We start from the raw sequence: 17,836 nt of genomic DNA, 5'->3' as shown, positions 1-17,836 counted from the left end.
GGCGAGGAGCGCGCGGTAGGAGACGCGGGGGCGGGCGGGGCCGGAAGCGGGCGGAGGCATGCCGTTCACCCTTCCGGCGGCCGGTCGTCCGCGTCCAACACCTGATCGGCGGCCATTCACGCGGGCGCGTTGTGAATCGGACGGGGGCGCGCAGAATGGGTCCGTGCCCCGTGACACCGACCCCCGTCTGCTGCGCGCCTTCGTCGCCGTCGCCGAGGAGCTGCACTTCACCCGTGCCGCCGCCCGGCTCCTCGTCGCGCAGCAGGCGCTCAGCCGCGACATCGGGCGGCTGGAGCGGGAGTGGGACACGGTGCTGTTCGCGCGCAGCACCCGGCAGGTGGCGCCGACCGCCGAGGCCGAGCGGCTGCTGCCGTACGCGCGCCGCGCGCTGGCCGCCCACGACGAGCTGGGCGGCGCGCTGCGCGCGGTCCGCGACCGGCCGTTGATCGTCGATGTGGCCGCGCCCGTCGCCACCGGCCACCGGGTGCTGACCGAGGCCCGCCGGGCCGCGCCGGAACGGGAGTTCGTCGCCCGCTTCCACAGCGGTCTGGCCCGGGGCGCGGCCGAGATCACGGCGGGGCGGGTGGATGTCTCGTTCGGCCGCGTGGCCGGGCTCCCGCCGGGTGTCCGCGCCGGTCTCGCCCGCCGCCTGGTCCGGTGGGAGCGGGTGGCGGTCCTGCTGCCCGGGGACCATCCGCTGGCGGGCCGGGCGGAGGTGCCGCTGGCCGATCTCGCGGGCGAGACGCTGTACGCGGCGGCGGGCAACGACGAGACGAGCGAGTGGACGGACTACGCCCGCAGCCTGTTCGCCGGGCGCGGCATCGTGCTCGCCGCGCCGTTCCCCAAGATCGAGGGCGACGCCGAGTTCACGCGGGTGGTGCGCGGGCGGGGCTGGTCGGTGCTGGCGAGCGAGGAGTTCGGGAGCCTGCCCGGCATGGTGCTGCGCCCGCTCCCCGATCCCGTCCCGGTGGCCCCCGTCTCCATGGTCTGGCGGCGCGGCCTGCGGCATCCGGGTCTGGACGCGCTGCACGCGGCGGCGGCCGGCCTGGCCGCCGCCGGTGACTGGCTGCGGCGGCCCCCGGGATCGTGGTTGCCCGACGCGGACCGCCGGCTGCTCGCGCCGGGCGGCGGCTGACGGGCGGCGGGTATCGGGCGGCCGGCGCGGGCGGGTTGGGCGTGGTGCCGGGGCCCCGTACGGTGTACGGTTAGATACATGCGTATGTATGTAACGGCCACGCGCCGGTGAGCGCCCCCCGGACGCAGGGCGAGGCGCTCGCGCAGCAGTTGCTGTGGGTGCACGAGATGGTGCGGCGCGACCTCGACACGGTCCTCGCACTGGCCGACGAGGTCGCGAACGGCCTGACCGCCGACGCCGTGACGGCCGCGCTGCGGGCGCTCCAGGTCAACGGCCCGCTGTGGCAGCTCAAGGTCAACTGCCTCCAGTACTGCGGCGTCGTCCACGGCCACCACCGGATCGAGTCGGCCGCGATCTTCCCGGCGCTGCGCCGTACGAACCCGGCCCTCGACGCGGTCGTGGACCGGCTGGAGGCCGACCACGTCCGCGTGACCAGGCTGCTGGAGGACACCGAGGCCGCCGCCCGCGGACTGGGCGGGAGCGAGGACGCCGCGTCCCGCGAGCGCCTGGTCGCCGCGCTCAAGGCGCTGGCCGCCGACCTCCTCCCGCACCTGGACTACGAGGAGGAGCACATCCTCGACACCATCCGGACCTGGACCGGGCTGCCACGCTGACACCGTGGAACACGACGAGTACTCCTGCGCCCGCGCCTTCGCCGCGCTGGCCGCCGCGCACGCCCGGGTCACCGAGGACCTCGGCGCCGCGCTCGCCACCTGCGGTCTGACCATCAACGACTACGAGGTCCTCGTCCGGCTGAACGGCGCCCCCGAACCCGGCCTGCGGGTGAAGGACCTCGCCCCGGCCGTCCGGCTGACCCAGCCCTCGCTGAGCAGACTCCTCGTGCGGTTGGCGCAGCAGGAGCTGGTGACTCGTACGGGTGACCCGGACGACCGGCGCGGTGTGCTCGTCGCGCTCACGCCCGCCGGACGGGCCGCACTCGATCGGGCCGTGCCCATCCAGGCACGGATCGTCCGCGAACTGCTGCTCGACCGGCTGACCGGCGAGGAGCAGGACCTGCTCGCCAGGGCGCTGTCGCGGATCGCGGAGAAATGACCCCGGGTGGCCGCACCCACCCCCTACCGAAGGACACAGACATGGCGCTGCCCGTCAGGTTCGGTCTCAACGTCGACCCGCACGCCGCGGGTCTGCCCGCCGCCGCCCGGATCGCCGAGATCGCCGACACCACCGGCCTGGAGTACGTCGGCGTCCAGGACCACCCCTACAACGCCGACTTCGTCGACACCCTCACGCTCATCACCTGGCTGGCGGCCGGGACCAGCTCGGTGCACCTCTTCCCCAACGTGGCCAACCTGCCGCTGCGGCCCCCGACGATGCTCGCCAAGCAGGCCGCCTCGATCGACGTGCTCAGCGGCGGTCGCTTCGAACTCGGCCTGGGCGCGGGCGCGTTCCCCGACGGCGTGGTCGGCATGGGCGGGCCGGGGCGGACCCGCGGCGAGGCGCGCGCCGCGCTGGGCGAGGCCATCGACGTCATCAGGGCGTCCTGGGCGGGCCGGCCGTTCACGGCCGGCGGCACGCACTACCCGGTGCCGGGCGTGCGCCCCGGCCCCGCGCCCGCCCACGACATCGGCATCTGGCTCGGCGTGATCGGCCCGAAGGCGGTGCGGCTCGTGGGCGCCAAGGCCGACGGCTGGTCGGTGTCCAGCTCCTACGTGCACCCGCGGCGGCTGCCCGAGCTGAATGCGATCATCACAGAATCCGCACAGGAGGCGGGCCGCGACCCGGCGGAGCTGACCCGGCTCTACAACGTCGCGGGCGCCATCGCGCCGGAGGACAGGGACGCCTTCAACGGGCCCGTCGCCCGCTGGGTGGAGACGCTCACCGCCCTGACCACGGACTACGGCATGAACGCCTTTGTCTTCTGGCCCGTGATGGACCGCGAGCGCCAGTGCCGGATGTGCGCCGAGGAGGTCGTGCCCGCCGTCCGCGAGCAGCTCAAGAATGGCTGAAAGGCCATCGTGTCGGGGGCGGCCGGGCCGGGTACGGCCCGGGTCCGGGGTGGCGGCGCGCGGCCGGGGCCCTACACCAGCCAGCCGCTGAGCGCCGCCCGCACGCCCGCCTGGAAGCGGTTCGTCGCGCCCAGCCGCGTCATCAGCCCGGCCACGATCCGGCTGACCGAGCGCTGGGACACGCCGAGCCGCTGGGCGATCTCCTCGTTGGTCCGGCCGCCCGCCATCAGCACCAGGACCTCCCGCTCCAGCCCGGACGGCGTTCCGTCCCGCCCGGAGGGCTCCACCTCGGAGAACGCGGTGCCCTCGGCCCAGCAGTGCTCGAAGAGCCGGGACAGGAAGCTCAGCACCGCCGGATCGCGCACCACCGCGGCCCCCGCCGACGTGTCCAGCGGGTCCAGCGGCAGCAGCGCGCAGGCGCCGTCGTAGATCAGCATCCGCGACGGCAGCACGCTGACGCTGCGGGTCTCGGCGCCCGCCGAGCTGATGGTCTCGACGTACTGCATCATGACCCGGTGCCGGCGGGCCGCGTGCTGGAACAGGGACCTGACCCGCACCCCGCGCGACAGCAGCTCCAAGTCCAGGGGCTTGGCGGCGGCGACGGCCGCCTCGTTCTCCGCGCCGCCGGGTATCAGGGCGTCCAGCGAATCGGCGCAGGTGCGGGCGAGGTCGTCGATGACGGCCCGGATGTTGTCCAGGCCCTCGACGATCTCGATGCTGCTCCGGGCGGAACGCATCGAGCGCGCCTCCAGATAGTCCCCGGACAGCGCCAGCAACTGCTCCCTGGTGGCCGCCATGGCGATGCGCCGCTGGAGCACGTCCTGTTCCAGGGGCGCCAGCAGGTTCTCGGCGGCGCTCTCCGGGCTGACGGCCACCCAGCCGCCGGTCGGGGAGGGCTGGAGCAGGCCGAGCCGGGAGAGCAGCCGTTCCGCCTCGGCGACCTCCCCGGCCGTGTACCCGGCGCGGGCCGCCAACTGGCTGACGAGGTCCGTCGGATGGGTCACGCGGAGCTGGTAGACGCGCACGGCGACCGCGTCCAGCTCGTCCTGGAGCAGCCCGAAGACGGTGGCCGGGCCGTCCGCCGCGCCACCGTCGCGCCGGTCCCCCTCCGGCGGCGTCAGGACAGCCACCCGTTCAACGCGGCCCGCGCGCCCGCCTGGAACCGGCTGTCGGCGCCCAGACGCTCCATCAGCCGCGCCACGATCCGGCTCACGGACCTCGGCGACATGCCGAGCTGGTGGGCGATGGCCTCGTCCTTCTTGCCCGCCGCCATCAGCAGCAGCACGTCCCGCTCCACACCGGTCGGCTCCGGGCCGGACTTCTGGTCCTCCTCGGAGAAGTCCAGCGCGCGGTCCCAGTAGTGCTCGAAGAGCTGCTGAAGGAAGCTCAGCACCGCCGGGTCGCGCACCAGGGCGACGCCGGCGGCGGTGTGCAGGGGGTCGAGGGGCAGCACCGCGCAACTGCGGTCGTAGATGAGCATCCGGGAGGGCAGCACGCTCGTCGTGCGCACCTGCGCGCCCGCGGCGATCAGCGTCTCGGCGTACTGCACGGTCGCCCAGTACTTGCGTGTGGTCTGCTGCCACAACTGCCGCGTCTTCACACCGCGTTCAAGGGTCTCCAGGTCCAGCGGGGTGGCGGCGCGGATCGCCTCCTCGGGGAACCGGCCCGGCACCAGGGCCTCCAGCGTCTTCACGCAGGTCCGGGCCAGGTCGTCCAGGACGGCGCGGATGTTGTCGATGCCCTCCACGACCTCGATGCTGCTCTTGGCCGAACGCAGGCTGCGCGCCTCCAGGTAGTCACCGGAGAGCGAGTGCAGCCGCGCGCGCGTCGTCGCCATCGCGATGCGGCGCTGGAGGATGTCCTGTTCGAGCGGGGCGAGGAGGGCGTCGGCGGCGCTCTCGGGGCTGATCGCCACCCGGCCGCCACCCGGTGAGGGACGCAGGAGCCCGAGTGTGAAGAGCCGTGACTCGGCGTCCGTCACCTCTTCATGGGTCAGACCGGATCTTGCCGCGATCTGCTCCACGGAGTCCGTGGGATGGATGACACGGAGGCGGTAAACTCGGGTGACCGCTGCGTCTATTTCGCCGGATTCGTGCACGCTCTTCTTCCTTGAACGACATCAGCCAGCCCCTTGGCGTCAACCTGACAGGCGAGATGATGCCACAGCGACTCTATCGACTTCCTCGTGAAAGCTCGTGAGCATGATTGGGCCAACATGCCACTCATGTTCGTCTATGTGGACACGGAAGAGGGAACCCGTGAAGAAGTTTGCTGTCAGCGTCGTCGCCGCTCTGCTGATCACAGCGGCGTCCGCCGGCGTCGCCTCCGCCCAGGGCGCGAGCGCTGCGAAGAACACGGGGGCGCAGGCCTCGGGCACGAGCAACATCTGGTTCTGAGCCGGAGCGGCCGCGAGACAGGGGAGGCGGCACGATGACGCCCCACAAGCCTCTGGCGGTGCTGCTCAGTCCGCGTCCCACCGTCGTCGAGGCGGCTCGGCGGGTCGGTGCGCGCAGTCTCGTACTCGCTCCTGACCTGTCCGCGCCGGGCATCGGCCAGGCCGCCGCGGCGGCCGACGAGGCCCTCACCGTCGACTGGGCCGACCACCCCCGGCTGATGATGGCCATCGGCCATCTCGCGAACCTCCCCGCCCGCGCCTCCGTCTTCGGATTCGCCGAGGCCAGCGCGCTCGTCGCCGCCCGGGCGAACGAGGCCCTGCGCTTCCCAGGCAACCCCCACGCGGCCGTCGCGTACCTGACGGACAAGGCGTCCCTGCGCGGCAAGGTCAACCAGCTCACCGGTTCCCCCGTCCGGTTCGAGCACTGCGACCGCGCCACGCTGCTGGCCGCCGTGGCCGCCCGCGTCGGCTTCCCCTGCGTGGTCAAACCGCGCACCGGGTGCGGTGGCCAGGACGTCCATCTGCTGCGTGACGCGGCGGACGCGACGGCCCTGGCCGCCGCGCTGGCCTCCGAACCCGCCCTCATCGTCGAGGAGTACCTGGACGGGCCGGAGTACAGCGTCGAGGCGCATTCCCGCGCCGGGTCGCACACGATCCTGGCCGTCACCAGGAAGTACACCTCCGGCGCCCCCGGGTGTCTGGAGACCGGCTACGACCTGCCGGCGGACCTCGACGCGGAGACCACCGGCCGCGTCCACCAGTTGGTCACGGCCACGCTCAACGCCGCCGGGCAGCGCAGCGGCCCCTCGCAGACCGAGGTGATCGTCACCGCGCGCGGCCCCCGGCTGGTCGAATCCCACGCCCACCCGGGCGCGGACCACATCAGCGATCTGCTGCTGATGGCGGGCGGGACCGATCTCGCCGCCCTGACGATCGCCAGCGTGCTCGGCCTCCCCGAGCCGGACGCCCCCACCGCCGCCCGGTACGCCGGGGTCCGCTACCTGCGCCTGCCGCCCGGCCTGCTGACGGCCGTGGACGGGACCGGGGAGGCACGGGCGCTGCCGGGCGGCACGGGCCTGGAGATCGCCGTCCCGATCGGAGGCCATGTCCCGGAGACCACCAGCCGGGTCGCCGGGCATGGCTACGTCACCGCGGTGGCCGACGGGCCGCAGGAGCTCGAAGCGGTGCTCCGCAAGGCCCAGGACACCCTGCGCCCGGTGGTGGTGCCCGCGCCCGCGAAGGAGGAGGAGCACACTGCCGCCTGACCTGTTCCCCGAGTTGGTCCCGCCCAGGACCCCGGCCCCACGGACAGATCTCTTCCTCCCCTTCCACGGCGTCCTGGCCCAGCCGCTCGGACGCGCCAGCTACTACGTGCTGGAGCGCCGCGACGCCGACGGCGTGGTCGAGCAGCGCGGCGTCATCGGGGCGCTGAGCCTGTACGGCGTCGAGACCGGGCACGTGCTGCGGCACCAGCGGGTCGGCGAGTCCGACGTGCGGTTCCAGACCCGGCTGCTGAAGGAACGCGGCGGCAGCGTCGAGCCCCTGCTGCGGACCGCGCCCGCCCTCAGCCCGTTCCAGCGGTGCATCGACCGGACCACCGCCGGCCCCGCCGACCAGGAGCTGCCCACCCCCGAGGGCGGCGTCCAGCGGCTGTGGGCGTGCGACGCGTCCTGGACCGCCGACCCGCCCGCGCTGCCGCCGGTCCTGCTCGCCGACGGCCACCACCGTCTCGAGGCCGCCCGGCGGCTGCACCGGGCCCACCCGGGCGCCGTCACCGACCGGCTGCTCGCGCTGGTGGTCGACCACCGGCACTACCCGCTGACCCTGTCGGCCACCCACCGCGTGGTGCCCGGCCTGGACATCGAGGCCGCCGTGCGGACCGCCGCCAGGATCGCGCGGGTGAGCGAGCTGCCCCCGGGGGCCGAAGGGAACGGCCCGCCCACGCCGCGGCCCGGCACGTTCCTCCTCGCGGGCGGCGGGCAGGCGTGGGGGCTGTCGGAGATCTCGCCGGCCGCGATGGCCGGGCGGCTGCGTTCCCTGCCGTACGACTGGGTCGAGCTGCCCGCCGCGATCAGCGACCACGTGCTCATCCCCGCCCTCTGCGAGGATCAGGGCATCGCCGCCGCGCCCCGTTTCACCAGCCGGTACCCCGGGCCGGGCGAGGCCGGGCTGATCCTGCCGGCCCCCACCTGGGACCAGATCTGGGCCGGCGCGGCCAGCGGCGCGGGCATGCCGCCCAAGAGCACCTGCCTCGGGCCGGTGCCGGTGCCGGGACAGATCGGGCGCCTGCCGGGCTGAGCGGCCGGCCGCTCACGGCGGGCCCGCGCGCCAGGTGAGTGCAAGGTTTCGTCGGTGTCACCTCCTGCCACAGTCAGGAAACGAGCCCTCCCTACCTTCAGGCAGCAGAACCCCTGACCGAGCCTGATGGAGGCGCCATGTCAGCCCCCAAGCCCGCCGCCGCCCGACGAGGGGGCCGCTGGATCGACGAGTGGGACCCCGAGGACGAGCGGTTCTGGGCGGAGAAGGGCGAACGCGTCGCCCGCCGCAACCTCCTCTTCTCCATCCTCTCCGAGCACATCGGCTTCTCGATCTGGACCCTGTGGTCCGTGCTCGTCCTGTTCATGGGACCCGAGTACGGGATCGACCCGGCCGGCAAGTTCTTCCTGGTCTCGATGGCCACGCTCGTCGGCGCGTGTGTCCGGGTGCCCTACACCTTCGCCGTGGCGCGGTTCGGCGGGCGCAACTGGACGGTGGTGTCGGCGTCGATGCTCCTGCTGCCGACGGCGGCGGCGTGGATCGTGATGGAGCCGGGCACGTCGTACACCACGTTCATGCTGGTCGCCATGCTCACCGGCGTCGGCGGCGGCAACTTCGCCTCGTCGATGACGAACATCAACGCCTTCTTCCCGCTGCGCAAGAAGGGCTGGGCGCTCGGCCTGAACGCGGGCGGCGGCAACATCGGCGTCCCCGTGATCCAGCTCGTCGGCCTGCTGGTCATCGCCACCGCCGGCGACGGCGAGCCGCGGGTGCTGCTGGCCGTCTACACCCCGCTGATCGTGGTGGCGGCGGCCCTGGCCTGGCGCTACATGGACAACCTGGCCCCGGTGACCAACGACACCGGCGCCGCCAAGGAGTCCGTGCGGGACGGTCACACCTGGATCATGTCGTTCCTGTACATCGGCACCTTCGGCTCGTTCATCGGCTACAGCTTCGCCTTCGGCCTGGTCCTCCAGAACCAGTTCGACCGCACGCCGCTCCAGGCCGCCTCGATCACCTTCATCGGCCCGCTGCTGGGCTCGCTGATCCGGCCGCTCGGCGGGTTCTGGGCGGACAAGTACGGCGGCGCGAAGATCACGCTGTTCACCTTCGCCGGCATGGCGGGGGCCACCGGCGTGGTGATCGCCGCCTCGAACGCCGAGTCGCTGGCCGTGTTCCTCGTCGGCTTCATCACCCTGTTCGTGCTCAGCGGCCTCGGCAACGGATCGACGTACAAGATGATCCCCGGCATCTACCACGCCAAGGCGCTGGCCCGCGGCCTGACCGGTGAGGAGGCCGCCGCGTTCGGGCGCCGCCTGTCCGGCGCCGCCATCGGCCTGATCGGCGCGGTCGGCGCGGTCGGCGGGCTCGGCATCAACCTGGCGTTCCGCGAGTCGTTCCTGTCCACCGGCTCCGGCACGCGCGCCTTCGCGGCGTTCCTCGTCTTCTACGCGGCGTGTTTCGTGATCACCTGGACCGTATACCTGCGCCGGCCGGCCACCCCGGCCAAGGCGGTGGCGGACGAGAAGGCCGACGACGGCGACACGGAACAGCGGCACGCCTACGCGGGTGTGTGACACCGCGCACGTCGAGCGGTACGTAACTTGCGAGTAACAAACGGGAACCGGGCCTGTCACGCACCATTGGCAGGCTCGGCTCCCGTATCGGAACACTCTGGGCGGAGCGGATACGCCATGCGTCAGGAACAGCGCGACATCAGGCCACTCGACGGGTTCACCGTCGGCGTCACCGCCGCACGGCGTGCCGACGAACTCGGCGCCCTGCTGCGGCGGCGCGGTGCGGAGGTGCAGCACGCGCCGGCGCTGCGGATCGTTCCCCTGTCCGACGACGACCAGCTCCTGGCGGCGACCCGGCACCTCATCGCCGAGTCGCCCGACATCGTGGTCGCCACCACGGCGATCGGCTTCCGCGGCTGGATCGAGGCGGCCGAGGGCTGGGGGCTGGGCGAGAGCCTGCTGACCACCCTGGCCGGATCGGAGCTGCTGGCCCGCGGCCCGAAGGTGCGCGGCGCGGTCCGCGCCGCCGGGCTCACCGAGAAGTGGTCCCCGGCCTCCGAGTCCATGGCGGAAGTCCTCCAGCGCCTGCTCGACCAGGGCGTCACGGACCGGCGCATCGCCCTCCAGTTGCACGGCGAACCGCTGCCCGGCTTCATCGAGGCGCTGCGCGAGGCCGGTGCCGAGGTGGTGGAGGTGCCCGTCTACCGGTGGATGCCGCCGGAGGACATCACCCCCGTCGACCGGCTGATCGACGCGATGCTCGGGCGCGCCCTCGACGCCATCACCTTCACCAGCGCGCCCGCCGCCGCCTCGCTGCTCAAGCGCGCCGACGAACGCGGCGTGTCCGACCAGCTCGTGACCGCCCTCCAGAAGCACGTGCTCCCCGCCTGCGTCGGCCCGGTCCCCGCGCTGCCGCTCCAGGCCCGCGACGTGCCCACCTGTCAGCCCGAACGGTTCCGCCTCGGGCCGCTGGTCCAGTTGCTGTGCCACACCCTGCCGACCCGTTCCCGGCCGCTGCCCGTCGCCGGGCGGCGCGTCGAGATCCGCGGCCACGCCGTGATCGTGGACGGCGAGCTGCGGCCCGTTCCCCCGGCCGGGATGGCGCTGCTGCGGCTGCTGGCCCGGCGCCCCGGGTGGGTGGTGCCCCGCGCCGAACTGCTGCGCGCCCTGCCCGGAGCCGGGCGCGACGAGCACGCCGTGGAGACCGCGATGGCCCGGCTGCGCGGCGCGCTCGGCGCGCCCACCCTCATCCAGACCGTCGTCAAACGCGGCTACCGGCTGGCCCTCGACCCGGCCCTGGACAGTCACAAGTACAGCGATTGACGCCCTGACCCGCGCGAACCGCCGCGATGTCGCGTACGGTGGACCGCTGCCACGACGGCAGCGGGCTGCCTCACGGGAGCGGCTGCCTCCCCGGAGCGGCTGCCCTCCCGGAGCGAGAAGAGGGGGACGGAGCGGTGGACGTGCGGGAACGGGAGATCCAGGGCGAGCAGCGCCACCTGGACACCGTCTACGAACGCCTGGCGGAGAAGATCCATGAGGCCGAGTACCTCATGGCGGACGCCGCCAGCCGGATCCAGGTCGGTACGCCGGGCGCGCTGGCGGAGCGCGACGCGCAGGTCTTCCGCGCCGGACTGCATCTGAACCGCCTGAACAACGAGTTCGAGGACTTCCTCTTCGGCCGCATCGACCTGCTCGCCGGCAAGGACGGCGACCGGGGCGCCGACGGCGCGTACACCTCGGTCGAGCCGGCCGACGACGCGGTCCGCGACGGCGCCGCCGACATCGCCGAGACGCTGCACATCGGCCGGCTCGGCGTGCTGGACGCCGACTACGTCCCGCTCGTCATCGACTGGCGGGCGCCCGCCGCCGCGCCGTTCTACCGCGCGACCCCCGTGGCGCCCGGCCGTGTCGTGCGGCGGCGCGTGATCCGCAGCCGCGGGCGCCGGGTGCTCGGCGTGGAGGACGACCTGCTCCGCCCCGAGCTGCGGGCCCTGCTCGACGGCGCGGAGCTGCCGGTCGTCGGCGACGGCGCGCTGATGGCGGCGCTCGGCCGGGCGCGCGGTCACCGGATGACCGACATCGTCGCCTCCATCCAGGCCGAGCAGGACGAGGTGATCCGCGCGCCCGCCGCCTCCGTCACCGAGGTCGGCGGCGGCCCCGGCACCGGCAAGACCGCCGTGGCGCTGCACCGCGCCGCCTACCTGCTGTACCAGGACCGGCGGCGGTACGCGGGCGGCATCCTCATCGTCAGCCCGACCCCGCTGCTCGTCTCCTACACCGAGGGCGTGCTGCCGTCCCTGGGCGAGGAGGGGCAGGTCGCGATCCGCGCGCTCGGCTCGCTGGTCGAGGGCGTCGAGGCCGACTCGTACGACGACCAGGCCGTCGCCCGGATCAAGGGCTCCGCCGTGATGGCCCGGGTGCTGCACCGCGCGGCGCGCGGCGCCGTGGACGCGCCGGGCGGCCCCGGACGGCTGCGGGTGGTGGCCTTCGGCCGCCGCGTCGAGCTGGACGGCGAGGCGCTGCACCGCGTCCGGCAGCAGGTCCTCAGCGGCACCGCGCCGGTCAACCTGCTGCGGCCCCGGGCCAGGCGCCTGCTGCTGGACGCGCTGTGGGAGGAGTCGGGCGCGCGGACGCGCTACCCCGATCCGGCGATCGCGGCCGAGGCCAGGGAGGCGTTCAACGAGGACCTCGGCTCGGAGGACGCGTTCCTGGAGTTCCTCGACGCGTGGTGGCCGGAGGCCACCCCGCTCGGCGTGCTGACCGCCATGGCCGACGAACAGCGCCTCGGCCGCTGGGCGCGCCGGCTGCTGCGTCCCCGCGAGGTGCGTCAACTGGCCCGCTCGCTGCGGCGGATCACCCCGGACGGGCACGGGCTGTCCGCCCATGACGTCGCGCTGCTCGACGAGTTGCGGGTGCTCCTCGGCGCCCCGCCCCGGCCGGCGAAGCCGCGCGAGGCGGACCCCCTGGACCAGCTCACCGGGCTGGACGAGGTGACCACCTACGCCGAACGCCTCGCCGCCCGGCGGGAGTCGAGAGACGCGGACGAGGAACGCGCCGACTACGCGCACGTCATCGTGGACGAGGCGCAGGACCTGACGCCCATGCAGTGGCGCATGGTCGGCCGCCGGGGGCGGCAGGCGACCTGGACCATCGTCGGCGGCCCGGCGCAGAGTTCGTGGGGCGCGCCCGAGGAGGCGGCGGCGGAACGGGACGCGGCCCTCGGCGGGCGGCCCCGCCGCCGGTTCGGGCTGACGGTCAACTACCGCACCCCCGCCGAGATCGCCCGCGTCGCGGACGGCGTGCTGCGGCGCGCGATGCCCGGCGCCCGCCCGCCGCGGGCGGTGCGCGAGACGGGCGTGGCGCCCCGGTTCGCCACGGCGCCCACGGCGGACGCGCTGGCGGACGCCGCACGGGCCGAGGCCCGCCGGCTCCTCGCGGACGTCGAGGGCACCGTCGGCGTGGTGGTGGCGATGGCGCGCCGGGAGGAGACCGCCCGGTGGCTGGCCGGTGTCGGCGGCGGCCGGCTGGTGGTGCTGGGCAGCCTGGAGGCGAAGGGCCTGGAGTACGACGCGACGCTGGTGATCTCCCCCTCCGCGATCGCGGACGAGTCACCGGCCGGGCTGCGCGTGCTGTACGTGGCGCTCACCCGGGCCACCCAGCGCCTCACGGTGCTCTCCGGCCCCGCCGACGACCCGGACACCATGGGGGTACCGGCCCTGCTCCGGTGAGCGGCGCCGGCCCCGGCACCGTTCTGACCTGCGTCTTGACGGTCCGCGACGCCCAGTTGACCCGGGGCCTGAGTGCGGTAGCCTGGAATGGCGCCGGCCCGTTTCATGCCCCCGGGCCCAACCATTGTCGCTTCGAGCGACCACTTGCCGCGAGGCGGCTGGCGGGCCGGCGCCCTTACCCCCTGGATCTCTGCTCGACCGGGGCTTTCTCCCTTTCCTGTTACGGTCATATCGGTCGTCCGGCCTGTCTTTGGCCGTGTCCGGTTCCTCTCGTAGGGTGACAGACACGGGGGAGCGGGAAAGAAAGATAAGGAAGTCGCCCATGGCAACGGCACCCAGCGTCTCGTATTCGATGACTGTCCGGCTGGAGGTCCCGGCCAGCGGCACGGCGGTCAGCCAGCTCACCACCGTGGTGGAATCCTCCGGCGGCTCGGTCACCGGACTCGACGTCACCGCCTCCGGACACGAGAAGCTGCGTATCGACGTGACCATCGCGGCGAGTTCCACCGCGCACGCCGACGAGATCGTGCAGAAGCTCCGCGCGATCGAGGGAGTTGCGGTCGGCAAGGTTTCCGACCGGACCTTTCTGATGCACCTGGGCGGCAAGATCGAGATGACGTCCAAGCATCCGATTCGCAACCGCGACGACTTGTCGATGATCTACACGCCGGGCGTCGCCCGCGTCTGCACCCAGATCGCCGCCCACCCCGAGGACGCCAGGCGGCTGACGATCAAGCGCAACAGCGTCGCCGTCGTCACCGACGGCTCCGCCGTGCTGGGCCTGGGCAATATCGGGCCGCGGGCCGCCCTGCCGGTGATGGAGGGCAAGGCCGCGCTGTTCAAGCGCTTCGCCGGCATCGATGCCTGGCCGCTGTGCCTGGACACCCAGGACACCGACGCGATCGTGGAGATCGTCAAGGCCATCGCCCCCGGCTTCGCGGGCATCAACCTGGAGGACATCTCCGCCCCGCGCTGCTTCGAGATCGAGGCGCGGCTGCGCGAGGCGCTGGACATCCCCGTCTTCCACGACGACCAGCACGGCACGGCCATCGTGGTCCTCGCCGCCCTGCACAACGCGTTGCGCGTGGTCGGCAAGGAACTCGGCGCGGTCCGCGTGGTGATGTCCGGCGCGGGCGCCGCGGGCACGGCGATCCTCAAGCTGCTGATCGACGCCGGCGTCCGGCACGCCGTCGTCGCGGACATCCACGGGGTGGTGCACGCCGGACGCCACGATCTCGTGGAGGCCGACGGCGACTCGCCGTTGCGCTGGATCGCCGACAACACCAACCCCGAAGGGGTGACCGGGAGTCTGCGGCAGGCCGTGGCGGGCGCGGACGTCTTCATCGGCGTCTCCGCCCCCGACGTGCTCGACGCCGAGGACGTGGCGGCCATGGCGGACAACGCGATTGTCTTCGCGCTCGCGAATCCGGACCCGGAGATCGACCCGGCGGTCGCCCGGCAGACCGCCGCCGTGGTGGCCACCGGCCGCTCGGACTTCCCCAATCAGATCAACAACGTCCTTGTCTTTCCAGGGGTGTTCCGCGGTCTGCTCGACGCGCAGTCGTCGGCCGTCAGCTCCGCGATGATGCTGGCCGCGGCCCGCGCCCTCGCGGACGTGGTCGGCGAGGACGAGCTGAACGCCAACTACATCGTGCCCAGCGTCTTCAACGAAAAGGTCGCCGGAGCGGTGGCGGGCGCGGTGCGCGACGCCGCGCAAGGGTCGTAGGGGCGGCGAGTCGGTTGCCAGGGCCGTGCGCATGCCCTTTAGGGTGACCGGGAGGCAAAGCCTCGGGAACGTCACCGGCGAGACGAAGAGCGCTCTTCGTGTGACCCCGCTGGTGCCGGATTGGCCTTCCCGCCACTGGTGGGGGCAGGATGCGTACCCGGACCAGGGCTTCGCGGGAACGCGCACCCGGGTCCCGGGACTGTCAGTGGGCCCTGGCAGCATCGGCTTCGATCTCACGCCTCATTGGCAAGATGAACACGGGAGTACGAAATATGAACCGCAGTGAGCTGGTGGCCGCTCTGTCGGAGCGCGCCGAGGTGACTCGGAAGGACGCCGACGCTGTGCTGGCGGCCCTGGCCGAGACCATCGGGGAGGTCGTCGCCAAGGGGAACGAGAAGGTCACGATTCCCGGCTTCCTGACCGTCGAGCGGACCCACCGCGCCGCCCGCACCGCCCGCAACCCGCAGACGGGGGAGCCGATCCAGATCCCCGCCGGCTACAGCGTCAAGGTGTCCGCGGGCTCCAAGCTGAAGGACGCCGCCAAGGGCAAGTGACGCCTGCGGTACGCGACAAGGGGTGGCCCGACGGGCCACCCCTTCTCTGTGCGCCGCCGCCGTCCGGCCGTTCTCTTCCGTGAACTCCGGCGGAACGCGACGGTCGTTCAACAGCCCTACGGGCGTTCGACCTTGGCGCCCAGCGTCTCCAGCTTCCGCACGAAGTTCTCGTAACCGCGGTTGATCAGCCCGATGCCGTGCACCCGCGAGGTGCCCTCCGCCGCCAGCGCCGCGATCAGGTACGAGAAGCCGCCGCGCAGGTCGGGGATGACCAGATCGGCGCCGTGCAGCTTCGTCGGGCCGGAGACCACCGCCGAGTGGAGGAAGTTGCGCTGCCCGAACCGGCAGGGCGTGCCGCCGAGGCACTCGCTGTAGAGCTGGATGTGCGCACCCATCTGGTTGAGCGCGCTGGTGAAACCGAGCCGCGACTCGTACACCGTCTCGTGCACGATCGACAGGCCGGACGCCTGCGTCAGCGCCACCACCAGCGGCTGCTGCCAGTCGGTCTGGAAACCGGGGTGCACGTCGGTCTCCAGCGCGATCGCGTTCAGCGGGCCGCCCGGGTGCCAGAAGCGGATGCCCTGCTCGTCGATCTCGAACGCGCCGCCCACCTTCCGGTAGACGTTGAGGAAGGTCATCATCTCCCGCTGGCTGGCGCCGCGGACGTACACACTGCCCTGGGTGGCCAGCGCCGCGCTCGCCCAGGACGCCGCCTCCAGCCGGTCGGGCAGCGCCCGGTGCGTGTAGCCGCCGAGCCGCTCCACGCCGGTGATCCGGATCGTCCGGTCGGTGTCCATCGAGATGATCGCGCCCATCTTCTGGAGCACGCAGATCAGATCCTCGATCTCCGGCTCCACGGCCGCGTTCGACAGCTCGGTGACGCCCTCCGCCAGCACGGCGGTCAGCAGCACCTGCTCGGTGGAGCCGACCGACGGGTACGGCAGCCGGATCTTGCAGCCGCGCAGGCCGCGCGGCGCCTCCAGGTACTGCCCGTCGGCCCGCTTCTCGATCACCGCGCCGAACTGCCGCAGCACGTCGAAGTGGAAGTCGACCGGCCGGCCGCCGATGTCGCAGCCGCCGAGGCCGGGGATGAACGCGTGCCCCAGCCGGTGCAGCAGCGGGCCGCAGAACAGGATCGGGATGCGCGAGGACCCGGCGTGCGCGTCGATGTCCGCCACGTTGGCGCTCTCCACGCGCGACGGGTCGAGCACCAGCTCGCCGTGCTCCTCCCCGCTGCGGACGGTCACGCCGTGCAACTGGAGCAGCCCGCGCACCACCCGCACGTCGCGGATGTCCGGCACGTTCCGCAACCGGCTGGGAGCGCTGCCCAGGAGCGCCGCGACCATGGCCTTGGGCACCAGGTTCTTGGCTCCCCGGACGCGGATCTCCCCCTCGATCGGGGTGCCGCCGTGAACAAGAAGTACGTCGTCGCTCATGGAACTCACGATCTGCGCGGGTGGATGCGGACGGATGCGGCCAACCGCATCGATGGTAGTGCGCCCGGGGCGGAACGGGCCCGGGGGCGGGGACCGGACAGCACTCCCCAGTACCCCGGGCGATGCGGAATCATGGCCCCCATGACCGAGGCGTCCTCGCTCACCGGGCGGCTGCTGGTGGCCACGCCCGCGCTGTCCGATCCGAACTTCGACCGCTCCGTCGTGCTGCTCCTGGACCACGACCGCGAGGGAGCCCTGGGGGTCGTCCTCAACCGCCCCACACCCGTCGGCGTCTCCGAGGTCCTGCGACCGTGGGCCGCCCTCGCCGGTGAGCCCGGCGTCGTCTTCCAGGGCGGCCCGGTCGCCCTGGACGCCGCGCTCGCCCTCGCCGTCGTCCCCGGCTCGGGGCCCGCCCCGGACTCCGTCCGGGTGGGACCCCCGGGCTGGCGGCGGGTGCACGGCTCGATCGGCCTGGTCGACCTGGAGGCGCCACCGGAAGTGCTGGCCGCCGAGCTGGGCTCGCTGCGGATCTTCGCCGGGTACGCGGGCTGGGGACCGGAGCAGCTCGAAGGGGAGCTGGAGGAGGGCGCCTGGTACGTGGTGGACTCCGAACCGGGTGACGTCTCCGCGCCGGAGCCGGAGCGGCTCTGGCGGGCCGTGCTGCGCCGCCAGCGCGGCAGCCTGGCGCTGCTCGCCACATACCCGGACGACCCCTCGCTCAATTAGGCTTGGTACTCATGAGCACTGTTGAGCCCGAGCGCGGAGCGGGCACCGGCACCCTCGTCGAGCCCACCCCGCAGACGACGCACGGCGATGGCGACCACGAGCGCTTCGCCCACTATGTCCAGAAGGACAAGATCATGGCGAGCGCGCTGGACGGTACCCCCGTCGTCGCGCTCTGCGGGAAGGTCTGGGTGCCAGGACGGGACCCCAAGAAGTACCCGGTGTGCCCCTTGTGCAAGGAGATCTACGAGTCCATGGGCTCCTTCGGGGGCGGCAAGGACGGCAAGGGCGGCAAGTAGCCGCCCCCGCCGCCGGGCCGCGTCCGGCGGCGGACGCCCGCCTCGCCGGTTCCCACCGGGCCGGTGACGCCCCGGGCCGTCGCCCTCGTGACGGTCC

Annotated in this window: 17 protein-coding genes; 14 read left to right on the top strand and 3 right to left on the bottom strand. The window is 73.2% G+C overall.

What is annotated here, in order from left to right; all coding sequences use genetic code 11:
- Nucleotides 1–163 precede the first annotated feature (163 nt).
- The 4 genes from BN2279_RS22545 to BN2279_RS22530 all read left to right on the top strand — a co-directional run bounded on the left by BN2279_RS22545 (nucleotide 164) and on the right by BN2279_RS22530 (nucleotide 3,102).
- Nucleotides 164–1,135, top strand: coding sequence for a LysR family transcriptional regulator (locus BN2279_RS22545; RefSeq protein WP_059012489.1), 972 nt, complete (start codon nucleotides 164–166; stop codon nucleotides 1,133–1,135).
- Between the two features lie 107 nt (nucleotides 1,136–1,242).
- On the top strand, nucleotides 1,243–1,749 hold the full coding sequence (locus BN2279_RS22540) for a hemerythrin domain-containing protein (protein ID WP_059012486.1): 507 nt from the start codon (nucleotides 1,243–1,245) through the stop codon (nucleotides 1,747–1,749).
- 4 nt (nucleotides 1,750–1,753) lie between these two features.
- Entirely contained in the window at nucleotides 1,754–2,188 is a 435-nt protein-coding gene (locus BN2279_RS22535; RefSeq protein ID WP_059012482.1) for a MarR family winged helix-turn-helix transcriptional regulator, read from the top strand.
- Nucleotides 2,189–2,229: 41 nt separating this feature from the next.
- Nucleotides 2,230–3,102 (top strand): LLM class flavin-dependent oxidoreductase, encoded by an 873-nt coding sequence (locus BN2279_RS22530; RefSeq protein ID WP_059012480.1) that lies wholly within the window; start codon nucleotides 2,230–2,232, stop codon nucleotides 3,100–3,102.
- A 71-nt stretch (nucleotides 3,103–3,173) separates the two neighbouring features.
- Here the strand turns inward: BN2279_RS22530 and BN2279_RS22525 are convergent, their stop codons facing one another.
- Together BN2279_RS22525 and BN2279_RS22520 are read right to left on the bottom strand one after the other, a co-directional pair.
- Complete coding sequence (locus tag BN2279_RS22525; RefSeq protein WP_059012479.1) at nucleotides 3,174–4,232, bottom strand: helix-turn-helix domain-containing protein; 1,059 nt, start codon at nucleotides 4,230–4,232, stop codon at nucleotides 3,174–3,176.
- The gene (locus tag BN2279_RS22520; RefSeq protein WP_059012475.1) at nucleotides 4,220–5,083 is read right to left on the bottom strand and encodes a helix-turn-helix transcriptional regulator; all 864 of its coding nucleotides are present in this window, start codon (nucleotides 5,081–5,083) and stop codon (nucleotides 4,220–4,222) included. Before BN2279_RS22520 ends, BN2279_RS22525 begins: the two co-directional genes overlap by 13 nt.
- Nucleotides 5,084–5,360: 277 nt before the next feature.
- Between BN2279_RS22520 and BN2279_RS29585 the strand changes: the two genes are divergently transcribed.
- The 8 genes from BN2279_RS29585 to BN2279_RS22485 all read left to right on the top strand — a co-directional run bounded on the left by BN2279_RS29585 (nucleotide 5,361) and on the right by BN2279_RS22485 (nucleotide 15,281).
- Nucleotides 5,361–5,498, top strand: a complete 138-nt coding sequence (locus BN2279_RS29585) for a hypothetical protein (protein WP_159037314.1) — start codon at nucleotides 5,361–5,363, stop codon at nucleotides 5,496–5,498.
- Between the two features lie 34 nt (nucleotides 5,499–5,532).
- A complete protein-coding gene (locus BN2279_RS22515) occupies nucleotides 5,533–6,762 on the top strand; it encodes an ATP-grasp domain-containing protein (protein WP_059012470.1) in 1,230 nt (409 codons plus the stop codon).
- 13 nt (nucleotides 6,763–6,775) lie between these two features.
- Nucleotides 6,776–7,795, top strand: coding sequence for a DUF1015 family protein (locus BN2279_RS22510; protein ID WP_059012467.1), 1,020 nt, complete (start codon nucleotides 6,776–6,778; stop codon nucleotides 7,793–7,795).
- Between the two features lie 137 nt (nucleotides 7,796–7,932).
- Nucleotides 7,933–9,330 carry a nitrate/nitrite transporter gene (locus tag BN2279_RS22505; RefSeq protein ID WP_059012465.1) on the top strand — a complete coding sequence of 466 codons (1,398 nt, stop codon included), beginning with the start codon at nucleotides 7,933–7,935 and terminating at the stop codon, nucleotides 9,328–9,330.
- Between the two features lie 117 nt (nucleotides 9,331–9,447).
- Nucleotides 9,448–10,593: a uroporphyrinogen-III synthase gene (locus BN2279_RS22500; RefSeq protein ID WP_059012463.1), complete on the top strand. Its 1,146-nt coding sequence runs from the start codon at nucleotides 9,448–9,450 to the stop codon at nucleotides 10,591–10,593.
- A gap of 134 nt (nucleotides 10,594–10,727) precedes the next feature.
- Nucleotides 10,728–13,001, top strand: coding sequence for a HelD family protein (locus BN2279_RS22495; RefSeq protein ID WP_059012458.1), 2,274 nt, complete (start codon nucleotides 10,728–10,730; stop codon nucleotides 12,999–13,001).
- Between the two features lie 322 nt (nucleotides 13,002–13,323).
- Nucleotides 13,324–14,727: an NAD-dependent malic enzyme gene (locus BN2279_RS22490; RefSeq protein WP_059012453.1), complete on the top strand. Its 1,404-nt coding sequence runs from the start codon at nucleotides 13,324–13,326 to the stop codon at nucleotides 14,725–14,727.
- A gap of 272 nt (nucleotides 14,728–14,999) precedes the next feature.
- Nucleotides 15,000–15,281 (top strand): HU family DNA-binding protein, encoded by a 282-nt coding sequence (locus BN2279_RS22485; protein ID WP_059012446.1) that lies wholly within the window; start codon nucleotides 15,000–15,002, stop codon nucleotides 15,279–15,281.
- 116 nt (nucleotides 15,282–15,397) lie between these two features.
- Here BN2279_RS22485 and murA read toward each other — a convergent pair whose 3' ends face one another.
- On the bottom strand, nucleotides 15,398–16,717 hold the full coding sequence (gene murA / locus BN2279_RS22480) for a UDP-N-acetylglucosamine 1-carboxyvinyltransferase (protein ID WP_059012442.1): 1,320 nt from the start codon (nucleotides 16,715–16,717) through the stop codon (nucleotides 15,398–15,400).
- 141 nt (nucleotides 16,718–16,858) lie between these two features.
- On the opposite strand from murA, the gene BN2279_RS22475 reads away from it, so the two are divergent.
- Both BN2279_RS22475 and BN2279_RS22470 read left to right on the top strand, forming a co-directional pair.
- The gene (locus BN2279_RS22475; protein WP_059012438.1) at nucleotides 16,859–17,443 is read left to right on the top strand and encodes a YqgE/AlgH family protein; all 585 of its coding nucleotides are present in this window, start codon (nucleotides 16,859–16,861) and stop codon (nucleotides 17,441–17,443) included.
- 11 nt (nucleotides 17,444–17,454) lie between these two features.
- Nucleotides 17,455–17,739 carry a DUF3039 domain-containing protein gene (locus tag BN2279_RS22470; protein ID WP_059012698.1) on the top strand — a complete coding sequence of 95 codons (285 nt, stop codon included), beginning with the start codon at nucleotides 17,455–17,457 and terminating at the stop codon, nucleotides 17,737–17,739.
- Nucleotides 17,740–17,836: the final 97 nt, after the last annotated feature.

Source organism: Streptomyces specialis (genome assembly GCF_001493375.1).
GTDB classification, from domain to species: Bacteria; Actinomycetota; Actinomycetes; order Streptomycetales; family Streptomycetaceae; genus Streptomyces; species Streptomyces specialis.
The sequence above is the reverse complement of the archived record's forward strand: the minus strand, read 5'-3'. Positions and strand labels throughout refer to the sequence as shown.

What these genes read in the sequence shown, in the direction of transcription:
- BN2279_RS22470 (WP_059012698.1), top strand. Translation starts at nt 17,455, where the DNA reads ATGAGCACTGTTGAGCCCGAGCGCGGAGCGGGCACCGGCACCCTCGTC.
- BN2279_RS22485 (WP_059012446.1), top strand. Translation starts at nt 15,000, where the DNA reads ATGAACCGCAGTGAGCTGGTGGCCGCTCTGTCGGAGCGCGCCGAGGTG.
- BN2279_RS22530 (WP_059012480.1), top strand. Translation starts at nt 2,230, where the DNA reads ATGGCGCTGCCCGTCAGGTTCGGTCTCAACGTCGACCCGCACGCCGCG.
- BN2279_RS22515 (WP_059012470.1), top strand. Translation starts at nt 5,533, where the DNA reads ATGACGCCCCACAAGCCTCTGGCGGTGCTGCTCAGTCCGCGTCCCACC.
- BN2279_RS22500 (WP_059012463.1), top strand. Translation starts at nt 9,448, where the DNA reads ATGCGTCAGGAACAGCGCGACATCAGGCCACTCGACGGGTTCACCGTC.
- BN2279_RS22505 (WP_059012465.1), top strand. Translation starts at nt 7,933, where the DNA reads ATGTCAGCCCCCAAGCCCGCCGCCGCCCGACGAGGGGGCCGCTGGATC.
- BN2279_RS22475 (WP_059012438.1), top strand. Translation starts at nt 16,859, where the DNA reads ATGACCGAGGCGTCCTCGCTCACCGGGCGGCTGCTGGTGGCCACGCCC.
- murA (WP_059012442.1), bottom strand. Translation starts at nt 16,717, where the DNA reads ATGAGCGACGACGTACTTCTTGTTCACGGCGGCACCCCGATCGAGGGG.
- BN2279_RS22490 (WP_059012453.1), top strand. Translation starts at nt 13,324, where the DNA reads ATGGCAACGGCACCCAGCGTCTCGTATTCGATGACTGTCCGGCTGGAG.